The organism is Algoriphagus zhangzhouensis, from assembly GCF_900148515.1.
Taxonomy (GTDB): domain Bacteria; phylum Bacteroidota; class Bacteroidia; order Cytophagales; family Cyclobacteriaceae; genus Algoriphagus; species Algoriphagus zhangzhouensis.
Genome location: NZ_FRXN01000001.1, coordinates 1091556 through 1111721, shown reverse-complemented (window position 1 = coordinate 1111721; position 20166 = coordinate 1091556). Strand labels below are relative to the sequence as shown.

Genomic DNA, 20166 nt, shown 5'->3' with positions numbered 1-20166 from the left:
TCCATCATTTCCACACAAATGTCCCCACAGCTCCAGGATTCAAACTAAGGGAAAAGCTTTGATCTCCTTCTTTGATTTGGAAGGGTTTGGATTCTGAAGATTCATTGAGGACAATCAGTACTTTTTTACCATCTGGTCTTTCAAAAGCTACATTGGCCAGACCTTCAGGTTCCGAACTGTCAATTCTAACAGATCCCGGATCAACAAACTTGCTGGCATGAGCGATGATATAATAGGCTGGATTTCTTGTAATCTGATCGCCGTCAATCGTAATAGCCCCCAAACAGCGATCACAGCCTCCCCGGTCTGTATGAGGAGTCAATGCAGGATTAGAACTCAGGTTCCATTCCAATACAGTCTTGGCCCAGTTCCTACTGCCTCCAATTACCAGGTTTTTCACATGCCAGGAAAGATCTCCAGGAAGATTGCCCGGTGCACCAACCCATTGCTCAGTGAAGTAGATGTTTTTGTCAGGAAAGGCCTGATGAACTTCGGATAAGGCTTCGATTTCACCTCCATAGAGATGAAAAGCCGAACCATCGATAAATGGATAAGCAAGTGAATCTTCCAAAACAGTAATCGGATAATCCGGTCGATCTGCATTGTGATCGTATACAATGATTTTGGTAGTGATTCCAGCCTCTTGAAATGCCGGCCCCAAGTGCATTCCTATAAATCTTGCCTGTTGCTCAGGCAGCATCAAAAGCGATGGGTTATTTCCGGGATGAAGTGGTTCATTTTGGATGGTCAAAGCATCTATTTCGATTCCCAGCTTTTCCATTTCCTGAATGTATTTGACCAGGTAATCCACGTATTTGGGCTCATATTCCTCGAGCAAAGATCCACCTCTAGTATCCTTATTGTCCTTCATCCAAGAGGGAGGCGACCAAGGAGAGGCCATCAGTTGGATGTCAGGATTGATTGAAAGAATCTCTTTCAGGACAGGAATAACATCTAAGGTGTCATAGCTTAGACTGAAATGCTCCAAATTGGGGTCTATGGCTAAAGAATCCTCCAGATCATCGTAGGAAAAAGGGAATTCATTTAGATCTGAAGCTGCTACAGAAAGCCTTAAATAAGATATTCTGATATTGTTTTCACCTTCGGAGAAAAGCTCGTTAAGAATGCTTGATCTTGCCGAATCGCTCATTTGCAATAGATGCTGAGCACTTCCTTGGGATAGCGTATAGCCAAAACCATCCATGCTCTGATAAGTAGTTTCTGGATCAATAAGGATTTCATTAGGGGAAGAATCGGTGATTTCTATCTCCTGTTTTTGAAAAAGAATTCCTGCTTCTGGCTCAGTTAACCACAATTCGATGTTTGGTTTTTCTGAAGTACAGGCAAGAAAGGGTAGGAGAAGAAAGAGGTAAATCTTTTTCATGGGAGGATAGATGAGTGATTGGTTAGTAGCAGAAGGAAAGCTAAGAAAAAATCAGTGTTTTTTATTCTCCTTTAGTCCCTGACTGAGGAAACTTGTAATTTCTTGGATGGATTGAAAAGGAACCATTCGTAATTCTGAATTCTGAATTCTTAAATCTGAAATCTCAACTCTCTTAATCTCCAATCTCGTGTCTCTGGCCAATAAAAAAGCCCCTGCATTTCTACAGAGGCTTCGAATTGATTTATCCTTTTTCGCTAGAAGGCCAAGGCGGCCAGTCCCAGTTTGGATTTGAGAGGATTGATACTCTTGAGGATTTGTCCAGAATATTTTTGGAATAATTCATTTCCCAATAAGCTGGTTAAGAACTTGGTTCTGGTATTTTTCAATCCTAAGAAGCTTGCTTTTTTGTCATCGTCAGAGGCAGTGCTGTTGGAGATTTTCATCAACTGGTCAACAAAGCTCTCATTATCAACTTTGAGCTTGCTTTCCTGATCATCGCTCAGTCCCAGCCCGCTGGTATTATTCAAAATGCCTAATACCTGACTGGAAAGATCCATCTTTGGAACCTTCAAACCTTGTGCAAAAGAAGTGTTAGCAAGGAGAACAAATAGGCCTAAAAAGGCTACAATTTTTAAGTGTCTCATAAAATAAGAGTGGCTAGTTTATACTTGGTTTTAAATGGACGGATTTTCTTTTTGATGCTCTTTCTATACTGCTTAGCCTTATCTTCACCTAAGATTTTTGAGAAAGTACTGGATTGTTTTTTGCCCAGATTCAGGATGGATTTCTTCTTTTCTTCATCAGAACCTGAGCCTCCAGCGATCTTGATCACCTCATCAAAGAATTTTTCATTGGAAGCTTTCAGCTCGTCCTTTTTAGAATTGTCAATATCAACATCATTTCCTGGGGAAAAGGCTCCAAGCATGTCCTTTTTAAAATCAGGTGAGGGTAGAGAAATCTTCTGGGCCGAAGCTTGAGTCGCAAATCCCGCCATCAAAAAAGCAGCAATTAAAAAAGCATAAATCCGTTTCATAGTGTTAAGTTTTTTTATTTAAATAATCCCTTTCCTAAATCCATCAGTCCGCCAAGGTCCATTCCGCCTTTGCCTCCTGAATTACCTCCCAAAAGACTACCCAAAATATCAGCAGCTCCAGAACCACCACCTCCTTGAAGGGCATCAGCTACAGAGTTCATGATATCATTGTTTGCTCCGGGAGCTGAGTCTACTTTTTTGTTGAAATAGTTCATTACCAAAGGCAGGGCTGTCATCGCCAAACCAATTGCCTGCTCCTTTGAAATCCCTAATTTATCCATCAATCCTCCAGTCAAATCACCGGCTAGATTCTGGACAACTGGACTGTCATTGTGGGTTTCACTACCAGAAAACATTTCTTTGATCGCAGCCATATCTCCATTTTGAGCTTTGCTTTGTAGAATCGAACTCAAAGTTTCTTCGATTGCATTTGCCGTTCCCGGGCCTTCACTCATACCAGAATTTGCCAAAACTTCCTTCAGTGGCCCTTCCGCCATTTTTAATAACTGATCAATCATTGTAATAAAATTTAATGTGACTTTAAGTTTATGATTTTGGCATTTTAATCCTAATTAAATGAAGTTAATCTTAGGTTAACTATCCTTGGAGGCCTGATTTCTAAACTTTTTAATTACCCTTTTTTGGTCTGAAATAGCGGATTGGAGGTGCAGGTTCTGGCATCAGTTCTACACCTTCGGTAGCCATTCGATCCAAAGCTTCTTTGACAGCTCTTTCCAGCTGGGGATCTTTTCCAGCAATGACATCTTTCGGTGTTTGCTCCACTGGGATATCCGGAGAAATACCGACTCCTTCGACAGCCCACTCACCATTGAGATCATAGAATCCTCCTCTAGGAGCAACCATTCGGCCCCCATCTATGAAAGGAGGAGTATCCCAGGTACCTACTAGGCCTCCCCAAGTTTTCACTCCGACTAGAGGGCCGATTTCCATTTGATGGAAAAGATAAGGTAGAAGGTCTCCACCTGAACCTGCTCTTCCATTGATAAGCATGACTTTCGGACCCCAAATTCCAGCAATTGGCGTAGTAAATGGCCTATGATCATTAGCTCTGGAGTTGAAATATCCCTGAAGTTTTCTAGCCATGATGTCTACCATATAATCCGCCGCCGAGCCGCCACCATTGTTTCGTTCATCGATCACAGCTCCTTTTTTATCCTGTTGGGAAAAGTAATATCGGTTGAAAAAGGTATATCCCGGTCCACCAGTATTTGGAAGGTAGACATAGGCAATTTTTCCATCAGAAAGCTCATCTACTTTCCTTCTGTTTCCCTCAACCCAATCCATCAATCTGAGTTGATTTTCATTGGTTACTGGAATCGTTCCGATCAGTCTCGCTCCATCTAAGCCTGGTTTGGTATTAACTTGAATCTGTGTGTATTGATTGGCTGTTCCTTCTAGGTAAGAATAAATATTGGTTCCAGGTTGGATTTCTTTCCCATTGATAGCAACGATGTATTCCCCAACTTTTGCTGAATTACCCGGTTGAGCTAAAGGAGCAGAAAGGTTCGGATTCCAACTTTCACCATTGTAGATCTTTTTGATTTTATAATTGCCTTTATCCAATTCAAAATCAGCTCCTAAAAGCCCGATTGGAACTCGTTTGACATCCGGGAAGTCTCCTCCTCTGGTATAAGAGTGTCCGACAGCCACTTCGCCTCCAATGATGTCTATGATATAGTTCATGTCGCTTCTATGGCGGACTGAGCTAACCCAAGGCTTATACCATTGGTAGATTTCATCCCATGGAGCTCCGTGGACATTGTCGACATACAAAAAGTCCCGCTGATATCTCCAGCCTTCCCGATAGATCTGTTGCCATTCTTGCTGAGGATTAACTTTGATTTTCATAGAAGAAAGAGCTTTCAAGCTACCATCTCCAGACTTTTTGCCTACTCCTGAAGTTTCTACGATTCCCCAAGTACTTCCACTCTGATAAAGTAAGGACTTACGGTCCTTGGAAACCACCACTTGATTTACACGGGGAAGAAAATCATCTGACTTTCTTTTTGTCAAATCGAATTTTTTGAGAATTGTACCTTCATTTAGGATGCTTTCCATATAAAAAACTGTCCCACTTGGGCCCGGAGCTAATCCTGTATAGTTTCTTGCTGGCAGGTCAATTGCAACAATCCTTTCCATGATTCCAGCCTCGTCAATGATTGTTTCCTTTTCCTCATCTTTCGAAGAATCTTTCTCCTTTTCTATTTCTTCATCACTTTTTGGCAAAAGAGGAGATGAGTCTTTTGAATTCAACACAGTCAAATAGAGCGTTCTATTCACAGGGTGATCATAGCTACTCATGTCAAGCCAACCGGAACTTAAACCGTAATCTGTACTTGCCAAGTAATACAAATACTTTCCACTTTCATCCCAAACTGGGGTAATGGCATCGGCCATGGAGTCAGTAACTTGGATTTTCTTTCCAGTTTCGGCATTGTAAACAAAAATGGATTTGAACTGATTGTCCATCAATCTCGAATAGGCTATCCATTTTCCATCTGGGGACCACACCGGGTTCATAGTTCTGTCTGGATGGGCAAACCTATCAGTCTCCACGATTTTGGCAGAACCTGATTCATATTCCACTATCCAGATGTTATAATCAGTATCTGTGAAACTGATGTATTTGCCATTAGGTGACCATTCCGGTTTGAAAAAGAAACTAGGATCAGGAATTGAAATAGTCTTTTCAATTTTGGAACCTGTCTGGTCGGAAACCATTAATTGATATTCACCAGAAGCATCTGAAAAATAGGCGATATGATTTCCATCTGGAGACCAAATAGGGGCTCTTTCTGCGGAAGCCGACGAGTTGGTGATATTTCTTCCAGCTCCGTTTTCTTTGGGAATAGTGATGATTTCACCTCTAAACTCAAAAATAGCTCTCTGACCAGTGGGTGAAAGTTGTGGGTTTAGAAGTTGATTCGCAGAAACATCTACCCAACGCTCTCTAGCCCAGAAAAAGTCGCCTTTTACTTCAATTGGAACCTGTTTTAATGTTTGATCAGCAGGATTATAAAGATGCAAATAGCCTCCCTGCTCAATAACAATGGCATCCGGTCCGGCATCAATATTTTTGATGTCAAAATCTTTTAAAAATGTTTCCTGTTTTTCGACTCCAGTTGATGGATCAAAAGACCAGAGATTGGCTAAATAATCTCTTTCCGAAATGTAGAAAACCTTATTTCCCAACCAAACGGGATCAGTTTGTCTTTCTCCATCCAATTGGGGACTCATAGTCAAATTGTAATTTTTCAAATCTACCACCCAAATTGGTTTTGCTTGACCTCCTCGATGATTCCTCCATTCTGGATCCCAAAAAGCAATCTGCTGATAAGCTATTTTACTTCCATCAGGAGAAATTTCGCCATTTACAGCTCTGGGAATTGCTAAAGCCTCAGGCATTCCTCCATTGATTGAAATCTCGTAGAATTTAGATTCCTGAGTAGGATGGCTTTCACGTCCGGAGGCAAATAGTACTTTTTTACCATCAGGAGACCAGCCTGTGACTTGATCATTTCCGGGATGCCAAGTCAATCGTTTCGGTTCACTTCCATCACTTGCAATCAAATACACATCGGTATTTCCATCGTATTCTCCAGTGAATGCAATCCATTTTCCATCTGGAGAAAAATGTGGATAGCTTTCCTCACCTTCATTGGAAGTTAGTCGGCTTGCTGCGCCTCCATTTCTGGAAACTTTCCATAAATCATCGGCATAGACAAAGACGATTTCTGTTTGGCTTAAAGTAGGTTGTCTTAACAGTTGGGTGCTTTGACCCATAGTCAAGCTTGAGATACCCAATGCTAAAAAGGGAAAAAGTAATTTTTTCATATTTGGGTTAAGTGGTTTTCTTAAAAATAAAAAGAAGTGACCATCAGAACTAACCAATGGTCACTTAATCAACTTTAAATGAAAAAATTAGGGTGAAAATTCAGCTTTTGATCAGTTGCTTGAAGTTCTCCTTTTTTGACTCAAAGGCATAACCAGGATCCAATTTGTAGATGATTAAGCCTAAGGAAATCAAAGCGAAATTTTTGATGATATATTGACCGACTAGCGTAGGAGTGAACCAAGTTTGCCAAGTGTCATTAGGCAAGAAAAAGACGGGAAGAAAGGTCGCGACCATGTGCGCTAATAATGCGGCAATTGCAACCCTTGTCAGTTTAGGGAAAAGCCAAACGATTCCAATCAAGCATTCCAGAAGTCCAAATAGTGAACTAAACTGCTCAAATGGGATAAACCCGACCAAGAGTTGATCAAAGAGGTTGTGAACGAGAGGTTCGGCGGGGGAGATTCCCAATACTTTGAGAAATCCGAACCAGAAATAGATAACGAAGAGAGAGACTCTTCCAAAGCGTAGAAGGTTATTCATAGGGTTAAGGGTTTTTTCAAACCTACTTTTATTCCCTATATGAAAACATGACAAATGTCAAGCCGCTGACTTAGTTTTATCAATTTCCGTAAACTTCCTTAATTGCTTCTAAGTAATCATATCCATGACCTTGTGTGGGCTCGATATAATTCCCTTCCAAGTATTCATTCCAGCAACAAATCATCACAGTATTACCATTGGAGTTTCGGTATTTCTGCGAAACTTCCATTGCGTCTCTTAGCATCGCTGTGAAGGATTTTTTATCGCTATGGACCTTGTCTTTATAGGGTTCGGAAGGAAAGCCTGAAGGTTGTGGCCATGTCCCTCCAGCAGGTCTCATGTCCCATCCCATAGCTACAGGAACTTGGTATTCAAATTTTGGATCAGATTTGAATTCCTCACTCCATTTGTTCCAATGACCTTTGTATGTCTCTCTCATATCGGCATAAGAGCGATTGTCTTTCTCCATGAAGTTGTGGTAAACATAGGCTGTCATCCCTTCAAAACCCATGGATTTGAGTCTTGGGACATATTCCTGGAGCAATAATTTCTTTTGATAAACTCCTCCTTCCCAGGGTCGATTGGGGTTATTGGCTTTCCAGACTGTAGGCAATCCGTATGCTCTTTCTCGTTCCAACATTGGACCAGCAGTAACAGCGATAAATTTGATTCCGGGAAAACCTTGTTCTTTGGCGATCTTTTGGGAAAGATCAAGTAGGTCTTTTAAACCCAAACCATAATAGGCAGCTCTGGATTCAGCATCCTGAGGAAAATAGAAGTAGACAATGGGACGACCATCTTTTCCTTTGAGGTAGTCCTTTCTTTTGAAATATTTATCAGTCCACTGACGAGTGATTTTCTCATGAACTTTCAGATATAAAGCTTTGTCAGGCTTTTCTCCATCATAATTAGCTTTTCTAGCCATCTCATCTGGAGATCCGATCTTTAGCCAAGCCATCCATCTTTCATGGCTATCATCGCACCAATTGATCGCCCATTTCATTTGTTGATCGACAGGGAGTTTGGCATTCACATCGAGCATGACCTGAAGTTGCTCATTCCATTCCTCCAATCCCGGAACAGCAACGCGGCCATCACGATTGGGATCGATTTTCCATCCCTCAGGGTAAAAGATTTTGGATTGAGGTCCGAAGTATAGATGATAGTAATAATTCCTTCCGTAAAACCAATCATAGGCAAAAAAGTCAATGCCATAGGACTTCATCAGTTGCAATTGCTTTTTGATGACATCGGGATCAGTTCTATTGTAAAAACCTTTCAATTCCTTGACGGGTTTTCTATCCAAATAGGGCCCCTCGTATGGATATCTTTTGTTGTAGACTCTTCCTTTTGGACCCCAAATCCCTGTGTTTTTCAAACTAGAACAGTTTTCAGGATCTTGAATACAGGACCAAAAGCTATCCCGGTCCACATTTGGGTCAGGATCTGTATCCCAAGATGGCATGAAGTAAACACCCACCAATTCATCTCCCTCCGCAATTGTAGTTGAAGCATTCGAAGAATCTGGGAAAAAAGATAAGGATGCCGCTTGATTTGAAGTTTGGACAGGCTGACATGCCGCTATCAGAAAAATAAAGAGAGGGATTTGTAAAAGGTACTTCATGGTATTGTTGGTCTTGTTTGAATTTAAGGCCTTTTGGGGACTTTTTTCTTCATGATGTGGATTTCACGATATTCTGGTTTCAGGTTTTCAAAGTCCAAAACATAGGTGTGGGCTATTTGATAATCATTTTTCTCATAAAACCTTTTTGCTTGTGGCTTGGCATCCATTGCTTCCAGCCAAATCCAATCCAAATCATTATCAGAAGCCACAGTTTCAATGTGCTTCATCAAAACAGCTGCAATTCCCTTGCCATGGACTTTTGGACTTAGGTAAAGTCGATGCAGTTTCATTGCGTTTGGGATTTCGGTTTCTCTTGGGGAGAAAGGATAATCATATTTTAGTATCCCAACTTTTTCACCTTCAACTTCTACAAAAAAGTAATGGGATCGAACGCGCTTCAATTCTTTATGAATGTTTGAAGTGTTATAAATCAACTGCGAATACCACTCGCCACCATCTTTCCAAAAATCCTGATAAGTGTCTTTATATACTTTATGCATCAAATCGATCAGAAAATCTGCATCCTCAGGTTGAATAGGGACGATTTTGATTTGCGGTGATAATTCTATTTCCATAAAAAAGAGTGATACTCAGATTGAATCGGGAAAATAGTTTATCCCATTCTAAAAAGTTAAATTATTACCTTCAATTCATAGAATTTTTCAATTTAAATGTCAGAAAATGGCACATCCTACACATTTAGAGATTTTTCATCAAGGTCCAGAAGTTTGGAACCAATGGAGAAAAGAGAATCCTGAAATTCATCCTGACTTAAGTGAAATTTCAGTTTATCCAGAATTCGCGAGAAAAGATAAAAGCTCGATTCGGACCAAGGGAGCAATAGCTTCATCGGGTTCAGAACATCCCTATAATTTCAGCAATACTGATTTTCATAATTCCTCCTTTGAATCCGCCATTTTTCCAGGAGCTGATTTCTCGAATTGCTATTTGTATGAAGTGGATATGAGTCGAGCCGGTTTTCTAGGTGCCAATTTCACTGGATGTATGATGAGGAAAGCCTATTGTGCTTCCACTGATTTTTCAGGTGCCCAGATGGTAGATTGTGCTTTGAACAATTCGACTTTTATCGGGGCTAATTTTGATGGTGCTAGGATAGAGGGGTGTAATGTATATGGAGTTTCTGCCTGGGATTTACATATCACGGAAAGGACGGTACAAAAGGAGCTTTTTCTTCATCGGGATAACTTCTCCCGAAGCATGCTTGGTCCTCATCATGAGGTGATTTATGTAGATGATTTGGCTTTAGCGCAGTTTTTTTACTTCATCAACCAAGAAGACGGATTTGGAAAATCACTTAAAAAGCTGAACGAAAAGACTGTTTTGCTTTTGGGGAAATTTCGTGAAGGTGGATTGGAATTGTTGAGATTCGTTGGGGAATTATTGAGGGAAAGAGGCTTTGTTCCCATCATTTTTGATTTCGTTCCAAACGCTGAAACAAACCTGATTGAAAACGTCACTACCATGGCTGGTTTGAGTAGGTATGTTTTTGCCAATTTGGAAGGGGGATCTGTTCCAGCAGAATTGGGAAGGATTTCATCCAATTTCAATACGCCGATCATAGCCTGGATCCATGATGATAAACATGATTCGGTATATGCGATGTTCAAGGATATTATTTCCAGAAAGAATGTTCAATATTTCACCTATTTGGAACATTCAGATCTTCCTGGACAATTAGATAAAGTAATTGGGAAAGCAGAAAAGTATTTGGAAGAGCTTTCGAAGCAAAATGCCAATGCTGATGTAAAGTTGGATGATGGAAGGATTAGTAGGGATGGGAAATAAAAAAACCGCAAACTCGAAAGCTTGCGGTTTAAAGAATCGTTAGGAATCCATCTTATTTTCTAGCCAATGCTTTTTTAGCAGCAGCCACGATATTTGCAGCATTCAAGCCGTATTTTTCAAGCAATTCTGTAGGAGTTCCTGACTCACCGAAGCTGTCATTTACACCAACGTATTCCAAAGGAGCTGGATTGTGACGGATCAAAGTCTGAGCAACTGAATCACCCAAACCACCATTGATTTGATGCTCTTCAGCAGTTACTGCACAACCAGTTTTTGCCACAGAGTCCAGAATAGCTTCTTCGTCCAAAGGCTTGATGGTGTGAATGTTGATTACCTCAGCAGAGATGCCTTCTTTTCTCAAGATCGCCTCAGCGACAACAGCTTCCCATACCAAATGACCTGTAGCAAAGATTGTCACGTCAGTTCCGTCGATCATTTTCCATGCTTTTCCAATTTCAAATTTTTGGTCAGTAGGAGTGAAGATAGGCCAGCTTGGACGGCCGAATCTCAAATAAACAGGTCCTTCGTATTCAGCAATTGCCAAAGTAGCAGCCTTGGTTTGATTGTAATCACAAGGGTTGATTACAGTCATATGAGGAAGCATTTTCATCATTCCCAAGTCCTCTAGGATCTGGTGAGTTGCACCATCTTCACCCAAAGTCAAACCTGCGTGAGAAGCACAGATTTTCACGTTTTTGTTGGAATAGGCTACAGATTGACGGATTTGATCGTAAACACGACCAGTCGCGAAGTTGGCGAAAGTTCCTGCAAAAGGAATTTTATCACCAATAGTCATCCCTGCAGAAAGCCCGATCATATTGGCTTCGGAAATCCCTGTCTGAAAGAATCTCTCAGGGAATTCTTTTTGGAATGCTCCCATTTTTAGGGAACCGATCAAATCAGCACAAAGCCCAACTACATTTGGGTTTTTGCGACCTGCTTCCAAAAAACCGTCTCCGAATCCAGAACGGGTATCTTTTTTTTCTGTGTAATTATATTTTAAATCTAAGTCCATGATAAGTCGATTGGAAGGTTGGATTAATAGTCGCCAAGTGTTTCTGGTAATTGGCTCAAAGCATCAGCAAGTTGCTCGTCATTTGGAGGAGAACCATGCCATTTGTGAGTACCTACCATGAAGTCAACTCCATAGCCCATTTCGGTATAAAGAAGGTTCAAGACTGGTTTTCCTTTTCCAGTCAAGGATTTTGCTTTTTCCAATCCTTCAATGACAGATTCCAGATCATTTCCTTTTTTGGTTTCGATCACTTCCCATCCAAATGCTTCCCATTTGGCTTTCAGGTTTTTCAAATCCATTACTTTCTCAGTAGGACCATCAATTTGCTGACCATTATAATCCACGGTAGCGATTACATTGTCAATTCCATAATGTGCTCCATACATCGCAGCTTCCCACACTTGACCTTCTTGCAATTCACCATCACCCATCAATACATAAACAAGTTTATCGTCATTGTTGAGCTTTTTAGCTTGAGCTGCACCTAAAGCTACAGAAAGTCCCTGACCCAAAGATCCTGAAGCAATTCTGATTCCTGGAAGATGCTCATGAGTAGCTGGGTGACCCTGCAATCTTGAATTCAACTTTCTAAAAGTCACTAATTCTTCAACTGGGAAATATCCACTTCTTGCCAAAACGGAATACCAACCTGCAGAAAGGTGGCCATTGGAAAGGAAGAAAAGGTCCTCTCCATTTCCATTCATTTGGAAATCTGGATTATGTGTCATCTGATCAAAATACAGAGCGACAAAAAATTCAGCACAGCCTAGAGGGGCTCCCGGGTGGCCGGATTTTACAGCATGTACCATTCTCAAAACATCCCTTCTGAGTTGGGTACAGTATTTTTGGAGTTGTTCTACTGATTGTTTTTCCATTACGGAGATTATTTAAGAATTTGAGCAGTGTGCTCTTTAGTTTTTACTTTTTCGATGATCTCCTCGATCATTCCTTTTTCGTCTATGATGAAAGTGGTTCGGGCTGTTCCCATGTATTTTCTTCCATACATCTGCTTTTCGACCCAAGTTCCGTACAGATTATGAACAGTCAAATCAGGATCGGATATCAAAGAAAAGGGAAGAGATTGTTTTTCAATAAATTTTTGATGGGATTTTTCAGAATCTGAACTAATTCCCAAAACCACATAGCCAGCTTTTAGCAAGGCATCGTAGTTGTCTCTCAGATTACATGCCTCAGCAGTGCAGCCAGGAGTATTGTCCTTTGGGTAGAAATAAAGTACTACCTTTTTGCCTTTGTAATCAGAGAGTTTGATAGTTTCTCCGGTTTCAATTTTTGCTTCAAATTCAGGTGCCTTTTGACCTACTTCTAGTGACATATTCAATGCTATTTAATGTGAATAATTAACTGATTGTACCTTTCCATTCAGCAACATTGCCTGCCGAGTCCTTTACACGAAGTAAAACTGGACCCTGAAAAGCTTTTTCTTCTAATTTTTCAGACCAAATCTGAGCTTTTTTATGCTCGTATCTCATCAGTACCCATTCTCCATTTATCATGGCTTCAAAACTCTGAATGCCTGATAAATCGTCTTTGATAATGAATCGGATTTCTGAGCTATTTACTCGAATCGGAGTGATCGAAGGAGCTTTTACGTCTTCGGCGAGCATAAAAGTACCAAAATTTCTGGTTTTAAAACGGATTGCTCCATCTTCCCAAGTCCCGCCTACAAATGACTTGGAGCCACGGCTATTTACCTGGTAGACATGGGCTCTTGATTTGTCCAAATTCCCTGGGTTAGCATACCACAAGACTTCCATAGAATTCCAAAGGTATTCGGTTGGATCATTGATTGTCAATCGGGGAGAGGTTACCGTTCCGCTTTCTTCAATTCTTAGGAATAAATGATCCAAAAGGGTGTTTTCATCAAAATGAATCTGAACTCCTTTTTCAGCATATAATTTTTCTTCACCTGCAGAAATGATTGCCTTCAAAGGAGTTTGAATTACTTCCGAGCAAATGTCAATTTGATCAGGCACTCCAAACCTCATATCCCATAAGTAGGTTCTGGAATTTGCATCCTGATAAGCTGGGAGCATTTCAAAAGTCTGCGTGCCTACATAATACTTGGCCAAACCACCCATCGGTGTGATTGGAGCTTTAATTTTTAAAATGTTACCAATGTAATCTATTTGAGTTTTGCTAGGAGCTGCTCCATCATTAACCACGAAATCCTGATCTTTACCTACCAAGGTGAAATTGATCTTACGTGTATTCCCATAAGCATCTTTTAACTGTAGCTGGTAATCTTTTTTGACACCCGGTTCCAGTTCCAAATGTCCTGTTTGTTGGTTTTTAGGATGGAAATAATCGAATTTCAGATTTGGCTGAAAATAAAGCTTTGTAAATCGGTTGTTGTGAGTGTGAAGTAGGAATTGACGTGAGATATTAAAGTCAACTTTGTCCACTACCAAGCTGTATTTCAAACTGTCTTCCTCAAAAATTTCAAAAGTTGGGAATCCGTTTCTATTGCTAGCTCCATCCAATTGATCAAAGCCTTGAAATTCCAACCCAACTCTTCCGGTAATTTCAATATTGGAAGGGATTCTATAGCCACCTGTGATTGGACTCAAAGAAAACTCCTCTCGTTGGTATTTACCATTGATTCTGGAGGTGATGTCCAAAGGAACCAAGGCTACTTTTTGAGGAGTGGGTGCAGTTTTGTCGATAATTTCAGGAAATCCAAAAAGCAAGGGATCCATGGCACGATCTAAACTGTCTCGGATTTCAAAATGGAGATGGGGCCCTCCAGAGCTTCCAGAGTTTCCTCCATCAGCTATCCTTTCTCCTTTTTTAATCTGGATCTCGCCCGGCTCAGGGTAGACTTCAAGATCATTTACCTTGGCTTCATACATTTTTTGGATAATGTATTTTTGAAGCTTTGGATTGAAATTCCTTAAATGCCCATAAAGTGTAATATGACCCGTAGGATGCTTCATGTAAATGACATTCCCATAGCCATAGGTGGAAATTTTAATCCTATGAATCCATCCATCAGCAGCGGCGTAAATAGGTTCACCTTCAACTCCTCCAAACTTATAATCCAAACCTGTGTGAAAGTGACTTGGACGTAATTCTGAGAAATTTCCAGATAGATAATTCCTGCCTCCAGGCTTTACAGGAGATCGAAAATGATTCTTTATAACTCCCTGTGAAAAAGAAATTTGTGAAAGAACTAAGAAGAAAAGAATGAAGTAGAGAAATGAATTATTTAACCTCAAAATCCAACAATTTTTGAGTTCCGATATAGCCTTCTAAATGATCTCCTACTTGAACAGGTCCAACTCCCGCTGGAGTGCCAGTGTAGATCAGATCACCTTTCTTCAACGTGAAAAATTGAGAAACATATTCAATGATAGTTCCGAAATCAAATAGCATCAAGCTGGTATTTCCTTTTTGACGAGTTTCCCCATTGATGGTCAGATGAAAGTCAATATCCTTCAAATCGCTGAAATCTGAAACAGGCATAAAATCTCCAATAGGAGCAGAACCATTGAAAGCTTTAGCGATTTCCCAAGGCAGTCCTTTGGCTTTGCATTGATCCTGAAGGTCCCTTGCAGTAAAATCGATTCCCAAACCAATCTCCTCGAAGTAGCGATGTGCAAATTGCTTTTGGATGTATTTTCCTTCCTTGGAAATCTTTAAAACCAATTCTGCTTCGTGGTGAATGTTTTTGGAAAAATCGGGATAGAAAAACGCTGCTCCGTTTTTCAATAAAGCCGTGTCTGGCTTCAGGAATACAACAGGATTTCCAGGAGTTTCATTTTTCAGTTCCTCAATATGTGCCGCATAATTTCGGCCGATGCAGATTATTTTCATGGATGATCGGGAATTGCAATTGTTGGGTAAAAATAAGGGATTTGTATGGCAGAAAACACAGAAAGCACCATTTTATGAAGAATGGTGCTTTCGAAATTATGAGAGATATATTCCAGCGGAATAATTCTTAGTCTGCAGCTTGAAATAGCATTACAATGTTTCCAGAATTATCAAATAAAGTCAGTTTTCGATCCGCAACAGAATATGAACTGATTTCATTCAAAGCTTTGGTAACTGCATTCTCAACAGTCATATCCATACAGGCTTTTCTGGTCATAGCGCCAGGACCCAATTTCAAATTGCTGCCATCATTTTCTTCAATTTTACCACGAACAGAATTACATCCGGTATTTCCCATATAGGTCATTTCAGAGGCATTGAATTCAAATGTCAAAGCTTCTTCACTATTGGGGAGAGTTGGGTTTTCTATGTCCCCAACTTGGATTAGTTTCCAGATATTGGTCAACATTAATTTTGGATCGGCTTCCTGTGACATAACTTTTACCAATTCGTAAGTTTTTGATGAAGCATCAGCAGGAATAGGTTCTGTTTTGTCTCCAACTTTTACTTCAATTTGATAAATATAACCAGCTTGATAATCAAAGCCTTCTATTTTATCATAGAAAAGCTGCCATTTAGTGGGATCTAGGTCTGTAGTTTTTTGAATTTGTAAACACTGCATTGGACCAACACCCATACATTCTACTCTAGCGCTATTGATCCACCAGATTTCAGTTTCTTCTTGCTCTACAGGTTCGCATGAGAAAACGCCCAATAGAGCTACAAAAAGGATTGCTATAAGACTTTTCATAAGCATATAATTTAATTTACTTAAGAACTTCGTACAAAGCCTGTGCCCATTGCTTATAAATTGCACCACTTGGATGGAGATTGTCAGCAACAACAGCATCTGAACTTCCGCCGATCAAACGATAGTTTGTGGTAATATCAATGAATTTGATACCGTATTGTTCGCATATTTCCTGCTTCGCTTGGTTGTATTCGTCGATTTCTTGTGCAACTTTCTCCGCATCTGTTCCTTTTTCCTTTGCAAATGGAGTAACTCCCCAATCAGGAATGGATAAGACGATCACATGGTCTGGGAGATTACCTGCAAAACCAATTGCTCTGAGTAACATTTGCTCAAATTCGGGACGAAATTCCTCAACGGACCTACCTCGATACTGATTGTTGACTCCGATCAGTAAGGTGACCAAATCATAGGGCTCACCCGTCGGTGCTGCTTCATTGATCCCCGCTTCCAATTCATCTACCGTCCAACCTGTTTTGGCAATGATTTCTGGTTTCCTCCATTGGATTTCAGAATTCTGGTTGAGCATTTCGACCAATAGATTTGGGTATCTATTTTCTTCAGAAACACCTTCTCCAATGGTATAGCTATCCCCGAGGGCTAGGTAAGATTTGAAATCTTGATTCATATTGATGTCATTGTCGGTACTGTTAGGTCCGCTAGGATTACAGGCCAAGAAAGAGAGAATAGAAAGTATTAGAACACTGATTTTCATTGAAATACTTTTTCGATCAATTGGAAACTTCCTGTCTCTGAATTCATCCGAACTTTAGCTCCATTTGGGATAATGAATTGCTTGGAAACGTGACCAATCATAGCTCCTGAATAAGCAGGGATTTTCAAAGGAAGAATGTAATCATCCAAGACCTGATCTACGGTCAAAGAACCATAGCCACCACCAGGATCACATTCGGTACATTGACCGAAAATAAAACCTTTGATAGCATCCAAGGTGCCATTTAATTTCAATGTACTCATCATACGATCTATGCGATATGGATCTTCTCCTACATCTTCGATGTATAAGATAGAGTCTTTAAAATCAGGGTAATATGGTGATCCACTTAAAGCTGTTAATACTGTTAAGTTTCCTCCTAGTAGTTTTCCTTCGACTACACCGGGTAAAAGAGTCTGAATGCGGTTGGCCTTGATTACCAAGTCATCTCCTTCTACGATTTCGTTCTCAAAAGTGACCATTTCTTGAGCGAAATAAAGGTCTTCAAATCGCTTTACGTTAAAGCTGTTCCAGCTTCCACTTCCGTTTGGTCCGTGGAAAGTAATCAAACCTGTTTGTGAATAAATGGCACAATGCAAGGCCGTAATATCCGAATAACCCATTAATGGTTTTGGGTTCTTTTTGATCAGATTGTAATCAATCAAAGGAAGGATTCTAGCTGCTCCTGAACCACCGCGGATGCAGACGATTCCTTTTACATTTTTGTCTGCAAACATTGCATTCAAATCGCCTGCTCGTTCCTCATCTGTCCCTGCTAGATGTCCTCTTCTGTTTTTAAGGTTTTCTCCCAATTTCACTTGAAAGCCCAAAGCTTCCAATGCTTCTTTCGCAAAGGTAAATTGCATTCTATCAGCTGTGGCAGCTGAAGGACTTATCAATCCAACAGTATCCCCTTTTTGAAGAGCTTTTGGAAGTAATGTTGAGTTTTTAGGGGAGGAAACCGAACTGCTAAATGCCATAAAAGGAGTGACACCAGCAATAAGGCCTAAAGATTTGAGGAATTCTCTTTTTTGCATTGATTCTAATTTTTCTTGAAAATAGGGACTTTTTAGAAAGGAATTGAAGCAGAAACCAATCCATTTGACAATTGGAGAATCAATTTTAAGATATCATTAGAAATTCTATCTGTGTTCAGCACTAATTAGAAATTATCCCGCACTGAGATCAGCACTTTTTCCATTTCTCTTCGAATCTCACTCGCTTTCCAAGGATAATTGGAGTTCATAAAGGCAAAGCAATAAGTTTTTCCGCTTTTGGTTTTGATCAGTCCTACCAAGCTATGGTTGTTGCTCATCGTTCCCGTTTTTGCAAAAATATAGGGAGTGGCTGCTTGGTAATTGGTTTTGATGGTTCCTGAAACTCCACCTGTTGGAAGGAGCTCATAAAGCATCTCATCAGGAACAACCCGATATAGCTTTTCGAATAAGCCAACCATGGTTCTTGGAGTGAAAAGATTGTATCTACTCAGGCCGCTTCCGTCTACCCAAATCGGTTCATCCGGTAGGTCTGAGAGGTAGGTTTTGATCATATATTCAATCGCTCGCTCTGAATCCAATTCTCCAAAAAGCCGATCAGAAACCATCATCATCAGTTGCTCCGCCAAGAAATTATCGCTTTCCAACATCATCTCTTTTAACAAAGGAAATAAGGCATTTCCTCTCCAGAGTTGATGATTTTCTGGAAGTGAATCTGGCTGATAAATCCAGGTTTTACCTGTCTCACCAGAAGCCAATTCCATCAATAATTCAGGTGAAGTAATGAATGGAAGGTAGTCTTCTCTTCCTCTATATGTCAAGGGATTGTAGTAAAATTCATTCTCATGAAAATCTCTCTCCATGTCTTTTAACTCCCTGTCGGTTTTGAAGACAGAGCTTTGAAATCTCGAAGGAGAAACTTTTGGATTGTTTTTCCCTGGATAAACGTGAATTAGATTCCCGTAAATAGGAAGTGAGCTTCTTTCAGCAGAATAATAATAAGCATAGTCATCCCATTGCCAGCCATCTCCAAAAGGCGTGGATTTCATGTTGTCATCAGAATACTGAATGACTTTATAGGGAGCTAAGAATTTTTGAAAATCTGGAGAAGGAAGGTCTAGGTATTTCCAGGATGGATCGCCAGCTCCCCAGATTTTCAAAGTATCTCCAGCTGGGACATAGCGTAATGTCTGGGTACTGTCATTGAGGATGAGTATGCTGGAGAATAGTGTGAAAAGCTTAGTGACCGAAGCAGGAGTGAATCGGATTTGGGAGTTTTTCTCATACATGACTCTCTGCGAGTCTAGGTCATAAAGCATGAAGCCTGTCATATGCCCAGAGAAAAAACTTCCTTCGCCAAGAGCAGTTTCCAGTTTGGTGTATTGGTCCCGAGTGATTTGGGAAAAAACTCCTTGACTAAGAAGGAAAAATGTAAAAAGAAGGGTAATTCTAGTCTGCAATAATTTGGTCATTTCTCAACGCTGAATAAAACAATCCTAACCATCCCAAAATAAAGCCAACTCCTCCCAAAGGAGTCACGGCTCCCCACCAAGTCACTCCTGAAAGAGAAAGAATGTAAAGGGATCCTGAGAAAACAATTATACCAAAAACCATGGACCATGTCGCAAAGTTTAGGCTTTTCCATTGAGGTTTTACAATTGACAAAACACCGATTAGGAAAAGAGCCAATGTGTGGTAAAAATGGTATTTGACGGCTGTCTCGAAAGTTTCTGTTCTGCCTGTTTCAGCAAGGATTCCTGCTAAACCATGGGCTCCAAAAGCTCCCAATCCAACGGCGATTGCACCGGATAAACCAGCAATCATAATAATCTGCTTTCCGTTCATTTCTTTAAACTTGGTAATTTCTTGCTCCAAAAATTGCTGATCCGATTCGCACCATTGTGCTGCCTTCTTCTTGAGCGATTAAATAGTCTCCACTCATTCCCATCGATAGTTCTTCCATTTTCATAAAAGAAGGCAATGGCTGTGTTTTCAACTCCTCAAATTGATTCTTCAATCCTCGAAATTCTCTTCTGATTTGATCGGTATCCTCAGTGAATGTTGCCATCCCCATCAATCCTTTGACTTCTACATGTTCCATGCTTTGAAAGTCGGGATCAGAAAGCATTGCTTCCAATTCTGTTCGGTCAAACCCAAACTTAGTTTCTTCCTCTGCAATATGCATTTGAAGCAAAACAGGGATGATTCTACCAATTTTTGCTCCTTGCTTATCGATTTCTTTCAAAAGTTTGAATGAGTCTACTCCATGGATCAAATGAACATAAGGAGCAATGTACTTTACCTTGTTTCTCTGAAGATGTCCGATCATATGCCATTTGACATCATCTGGCATCTGAGGCTGCTTGTCTTGTAGTTCCTGAACTTTGTTTTCTCCAAAGTCCCGAATACCAGCTTCATAGGCCTCTTTTAGGTCTTCCAATGGCTTGGTTTTGCTCACCGCCACCAATAGGCAATCAGAATTTTTAAAGGTTTTTTTTACCGCTTCAAGATTCGCTTTGATTTCCATTCTCTATTTTTATAGTCAATCATTTT

At 40.3% G+C, this 20166-nt stretch carries 20 protein-coding genes; 1 reads left to right on the top strand and 19 read right to left on the bottom strand.

Going from position 1 to position 20166, the window contains the following annotated elements; all coding sequences use genetic code 11:
- Positions 1 to 4 precede the first annotated feature (4 nt).
- The 8 genes from BUF13_RS04700 to BUF13_RS04665 form a co-directional block, all read right to left on the bottom strand.
- Positions 5 to 1384, bottom strand: a complete 1380-nt coding sequence (locus BUF13_RS04700) for a glycoside hydrolase family 30 protein (RefSeq protein ID WP_073570559.1) — start codon at positions 1382 to 1384, stop codon at positions 5 to 7.
- A 254-nt stretch (positions 1385 to 1638) separates the two neighbouring features.
- Positions 1639 to 2028, bottom strand: a complete 390-nt coding sequence (locus BUF13_RS04695) for a hypothetical protein (protein ID WP_073570558.1) — start codon at positions 2026 to 2028, stop codon at positions 1639 to 1641.
- Positions 2025 to 2417, bottom strand: a complete 393-nt coding sequence (locus BUF13_RS04690) for a hypothetical protein (protein ID WP_073570557.1) — start codon at positions 2415 to 2417, stop codon at positions 2025 to 2027. The genes BUF13_RS04695 and BUF13_RS04690 overlap by 4 nt, the downstream gene beginning before the upstream one ends.
- A 14-nt stretch (positions 2418 to 2431) precedes the next feature.
- Positions 2432 to 2935: a hypothetical protein gene (locus BUF13_RS04685; protein WP_073570556.1), complete on the bottom strand. Its 504-nt coding sequence runs from the start codon at positions 2933 to 2935 to the stop codon at positions 2432 to 2434.
- Between the two features lie 109 nt (positions 2936 to 3044).
- Positions 3045 to 6272, bottom strand: coding sequence for a S41 family peptidase (locus BUF13_RS04680; RefSeq protein ID WP_073570555.1), 3228 nt, complete (start codon positions 6270 to 6272; stop codon positions 3045 to 3047).
- Positions 6273 to 6372: 100 nt separating this feature from the next.
- Positions 6373 to 6813 (bottom strand): hypothetical protein, encoded by a 441-nt coding sequence (locus BUF13_RS04675; RefSeq protein ID WP_073570554.1) that lies wholly within the window; start codon positions 6811 to 6813, stop codon positions 6373 to 6375.
- 79 nt (positions 6814 to 6892) lie between these two features.
- Complete coding sequence (locus tag BUF13_RS04670; RefSeq protein WP_073570553.1) at positions 6893 to 8437, bottom strand: glycoside hydrolase family 99-like domain-containing protein; 1545 nt, start codon at positions 8435 to 8437, stop codon at positions 6893 to 6895.
- 23 nt (positions 8438 to 8460) lie between these two features.
- The gene (locus BUF13_RS04665; RefSeq protein WP_073570552.1) at positions 8461 to 9012 is read right to left on the bottom strand and encodes a GNAT family N-acetyltransferase; all 552 of its coding nucleotides are present in this window, start codon (positions 9010 to 9012) and stop codon (positions 8461 to 8463) included.
- 106 nt (positions 9013 to 9118) lie between these two features.
- Here BUF13_RS04665 and BUF13_RS04660 point away from each other — a divergent pair, with 106 nt between their 5' ends.
- On the top strand, positions 9119 to 10243 hold the full coding sequence (locus tag BUF13_RS04660; RefSeq protein WP_073570551.1) for a pentapeptide repeat-containing protein: 1125 nt from the start codon (positions 9119 to 9121) through the stop codon (positions 10241 to 10243).
- Between the two features lie 52 nt (positions 10244 to 10295).
- On the opposite strand, the gene BUF13_RS04655 is transcribed toward BUF13_RS04660, so the two are convergent.
- The 11 genes from BUF13_RS04655 to BUF13_RS04605 all read right to left on the bottom strand — a co-directional run bounded on the left by BUF13_RS04655 (position 10296) and on the right by BUF13_RS04605 (position 20140).
- Positions 10296 to 11258 carry a transketolase family protein gene (locus BUF13_RS04655; protein ID WP_073570550.1) on the bottom strand — a complete coding sequence of 321 codons (963 nt, stop codon included), beginning with the start codon at positions 11256 to 11258 and terminating at the stop codon, positions 10296 to 10298.
- 23 nt (positions 11259 to 11281) lie between these two features.
- Entirely contained in the window at positions 11282 to 12133 is an 852-nt protein-coding gene (locus tag BUF13_RS04650; protein WP_073570549.1) for a transketolase, read from the bottom strand.
- Between the two features lie 8 nt (positions 12134 to 12141).
- Complete coding sequence (bcp, locus tag BUF13_RS04645; RefSeq protein WP_073570548.1) at positions 12142 to 12591, bottom strand: thioredoxin-dependent thiol peroxidase; 450 nt, start codon at positions 12589 to 12591, stop codon at positions 12142 to 12144.
- 25 nt (positions 12592 to 12616) lie between these two features.
- Positions 12617 to 14320 (bottom strand): M23 family metallopeptidase, encoded by a 1704-nt coding sequence (locus BUF13_RS04640; RefSeq protein WP_243839695.1) that lies wholly within the window; start codon positions 14318 to 14320, stop codon positions 12617 to 12619.
- A gap of 160 nt (positions 14321 to 14480) precedes the next feature.
- A complete protein-coding gene (locus BUF13_RS04635) occupies positions 14481 to 15092 on the bottom strand; it encodes a fumarylacetoacetate hydrolase family protein (protein ID WP_073570546.1) in 612 nt (203 codons plus the stop codon).
- 127 nt (positions 15093 to 15219) lie between these two features.
- On the bottom strand, positions 15220 to 15903 hold the full coding sequence (locus BUF13_RS04630) for a DUF4377 domain-containing protein (protein WP_166669811.1): 684 nt from the start codon (positions 15901 to 15903) through the stop codon (positions 15220 to 15222).
- A 16-nt stretch (positions 15904 to 15919) separates the two neighbouring features.
- Positions 15920 to 16618: an SGNH/GDSL hydrolase family protein gene (locus tag BUF13_RS04625; RefSeq protein WP_073570544.1), complete on the bottom strand. Its 699-nt coding sequence runs from the start codon at positions 16616 to 16618 to the stop codon at positions 15920 to 15922.
- Positions 16615 to 17655 (bottom strand): S66 peptidase family protein, encoded by a 1041-nt coding sequence (locus BUF13_RS04620; RefSeq protein ID WP_073570543.1) that lies wholly within the window; start codon positions 17653 to 17655, stop codon positions 16615 to 16617. The genes BUF13_RS04625 and BUF13_RS04620 overlap by 4 nt, the downstream gene beginning before the upstream one ends.
- Before the next feature lie 125 nt (positions 17656 to 17780).
- Entirely contained in the window at positions 17781 to 19085 is a 1305-nt protein-coding gene (locus BUF13_RS04615; protein WP_073570542.1) for a D-alanyl-D-alanine carboxypeptidase, read from the bottom strand.
- Positions 19063 to 19458, bottom strand: a complete 396-nt coding sequence (locus tag BUF13_RS04610; RefSeq protein ID WP_073570541.1) for a DUF423 domain-containing protein — start codon at positions 19456 to 19458, stop codon at positions 19063 to 19065. Before BUF13_RS04610 ends, BUF13_RS04615 begins: the two co-directional genes overlap by 23 nt.
- 4 nt (positions 19459 to 19462) lie before the next feature.
- Entirely contained in the window at positions 19463 to 20140 is a 678-nt protein-coding gene (locus BUF13_RS04605; RefSeq protein WP_073570540.1) for a YggS family pyridoxal phosphate-dependent enzyme, read from the bottom strand.
- Positions 20141 to 20166 lie beyond the last annotated feature (26 nt).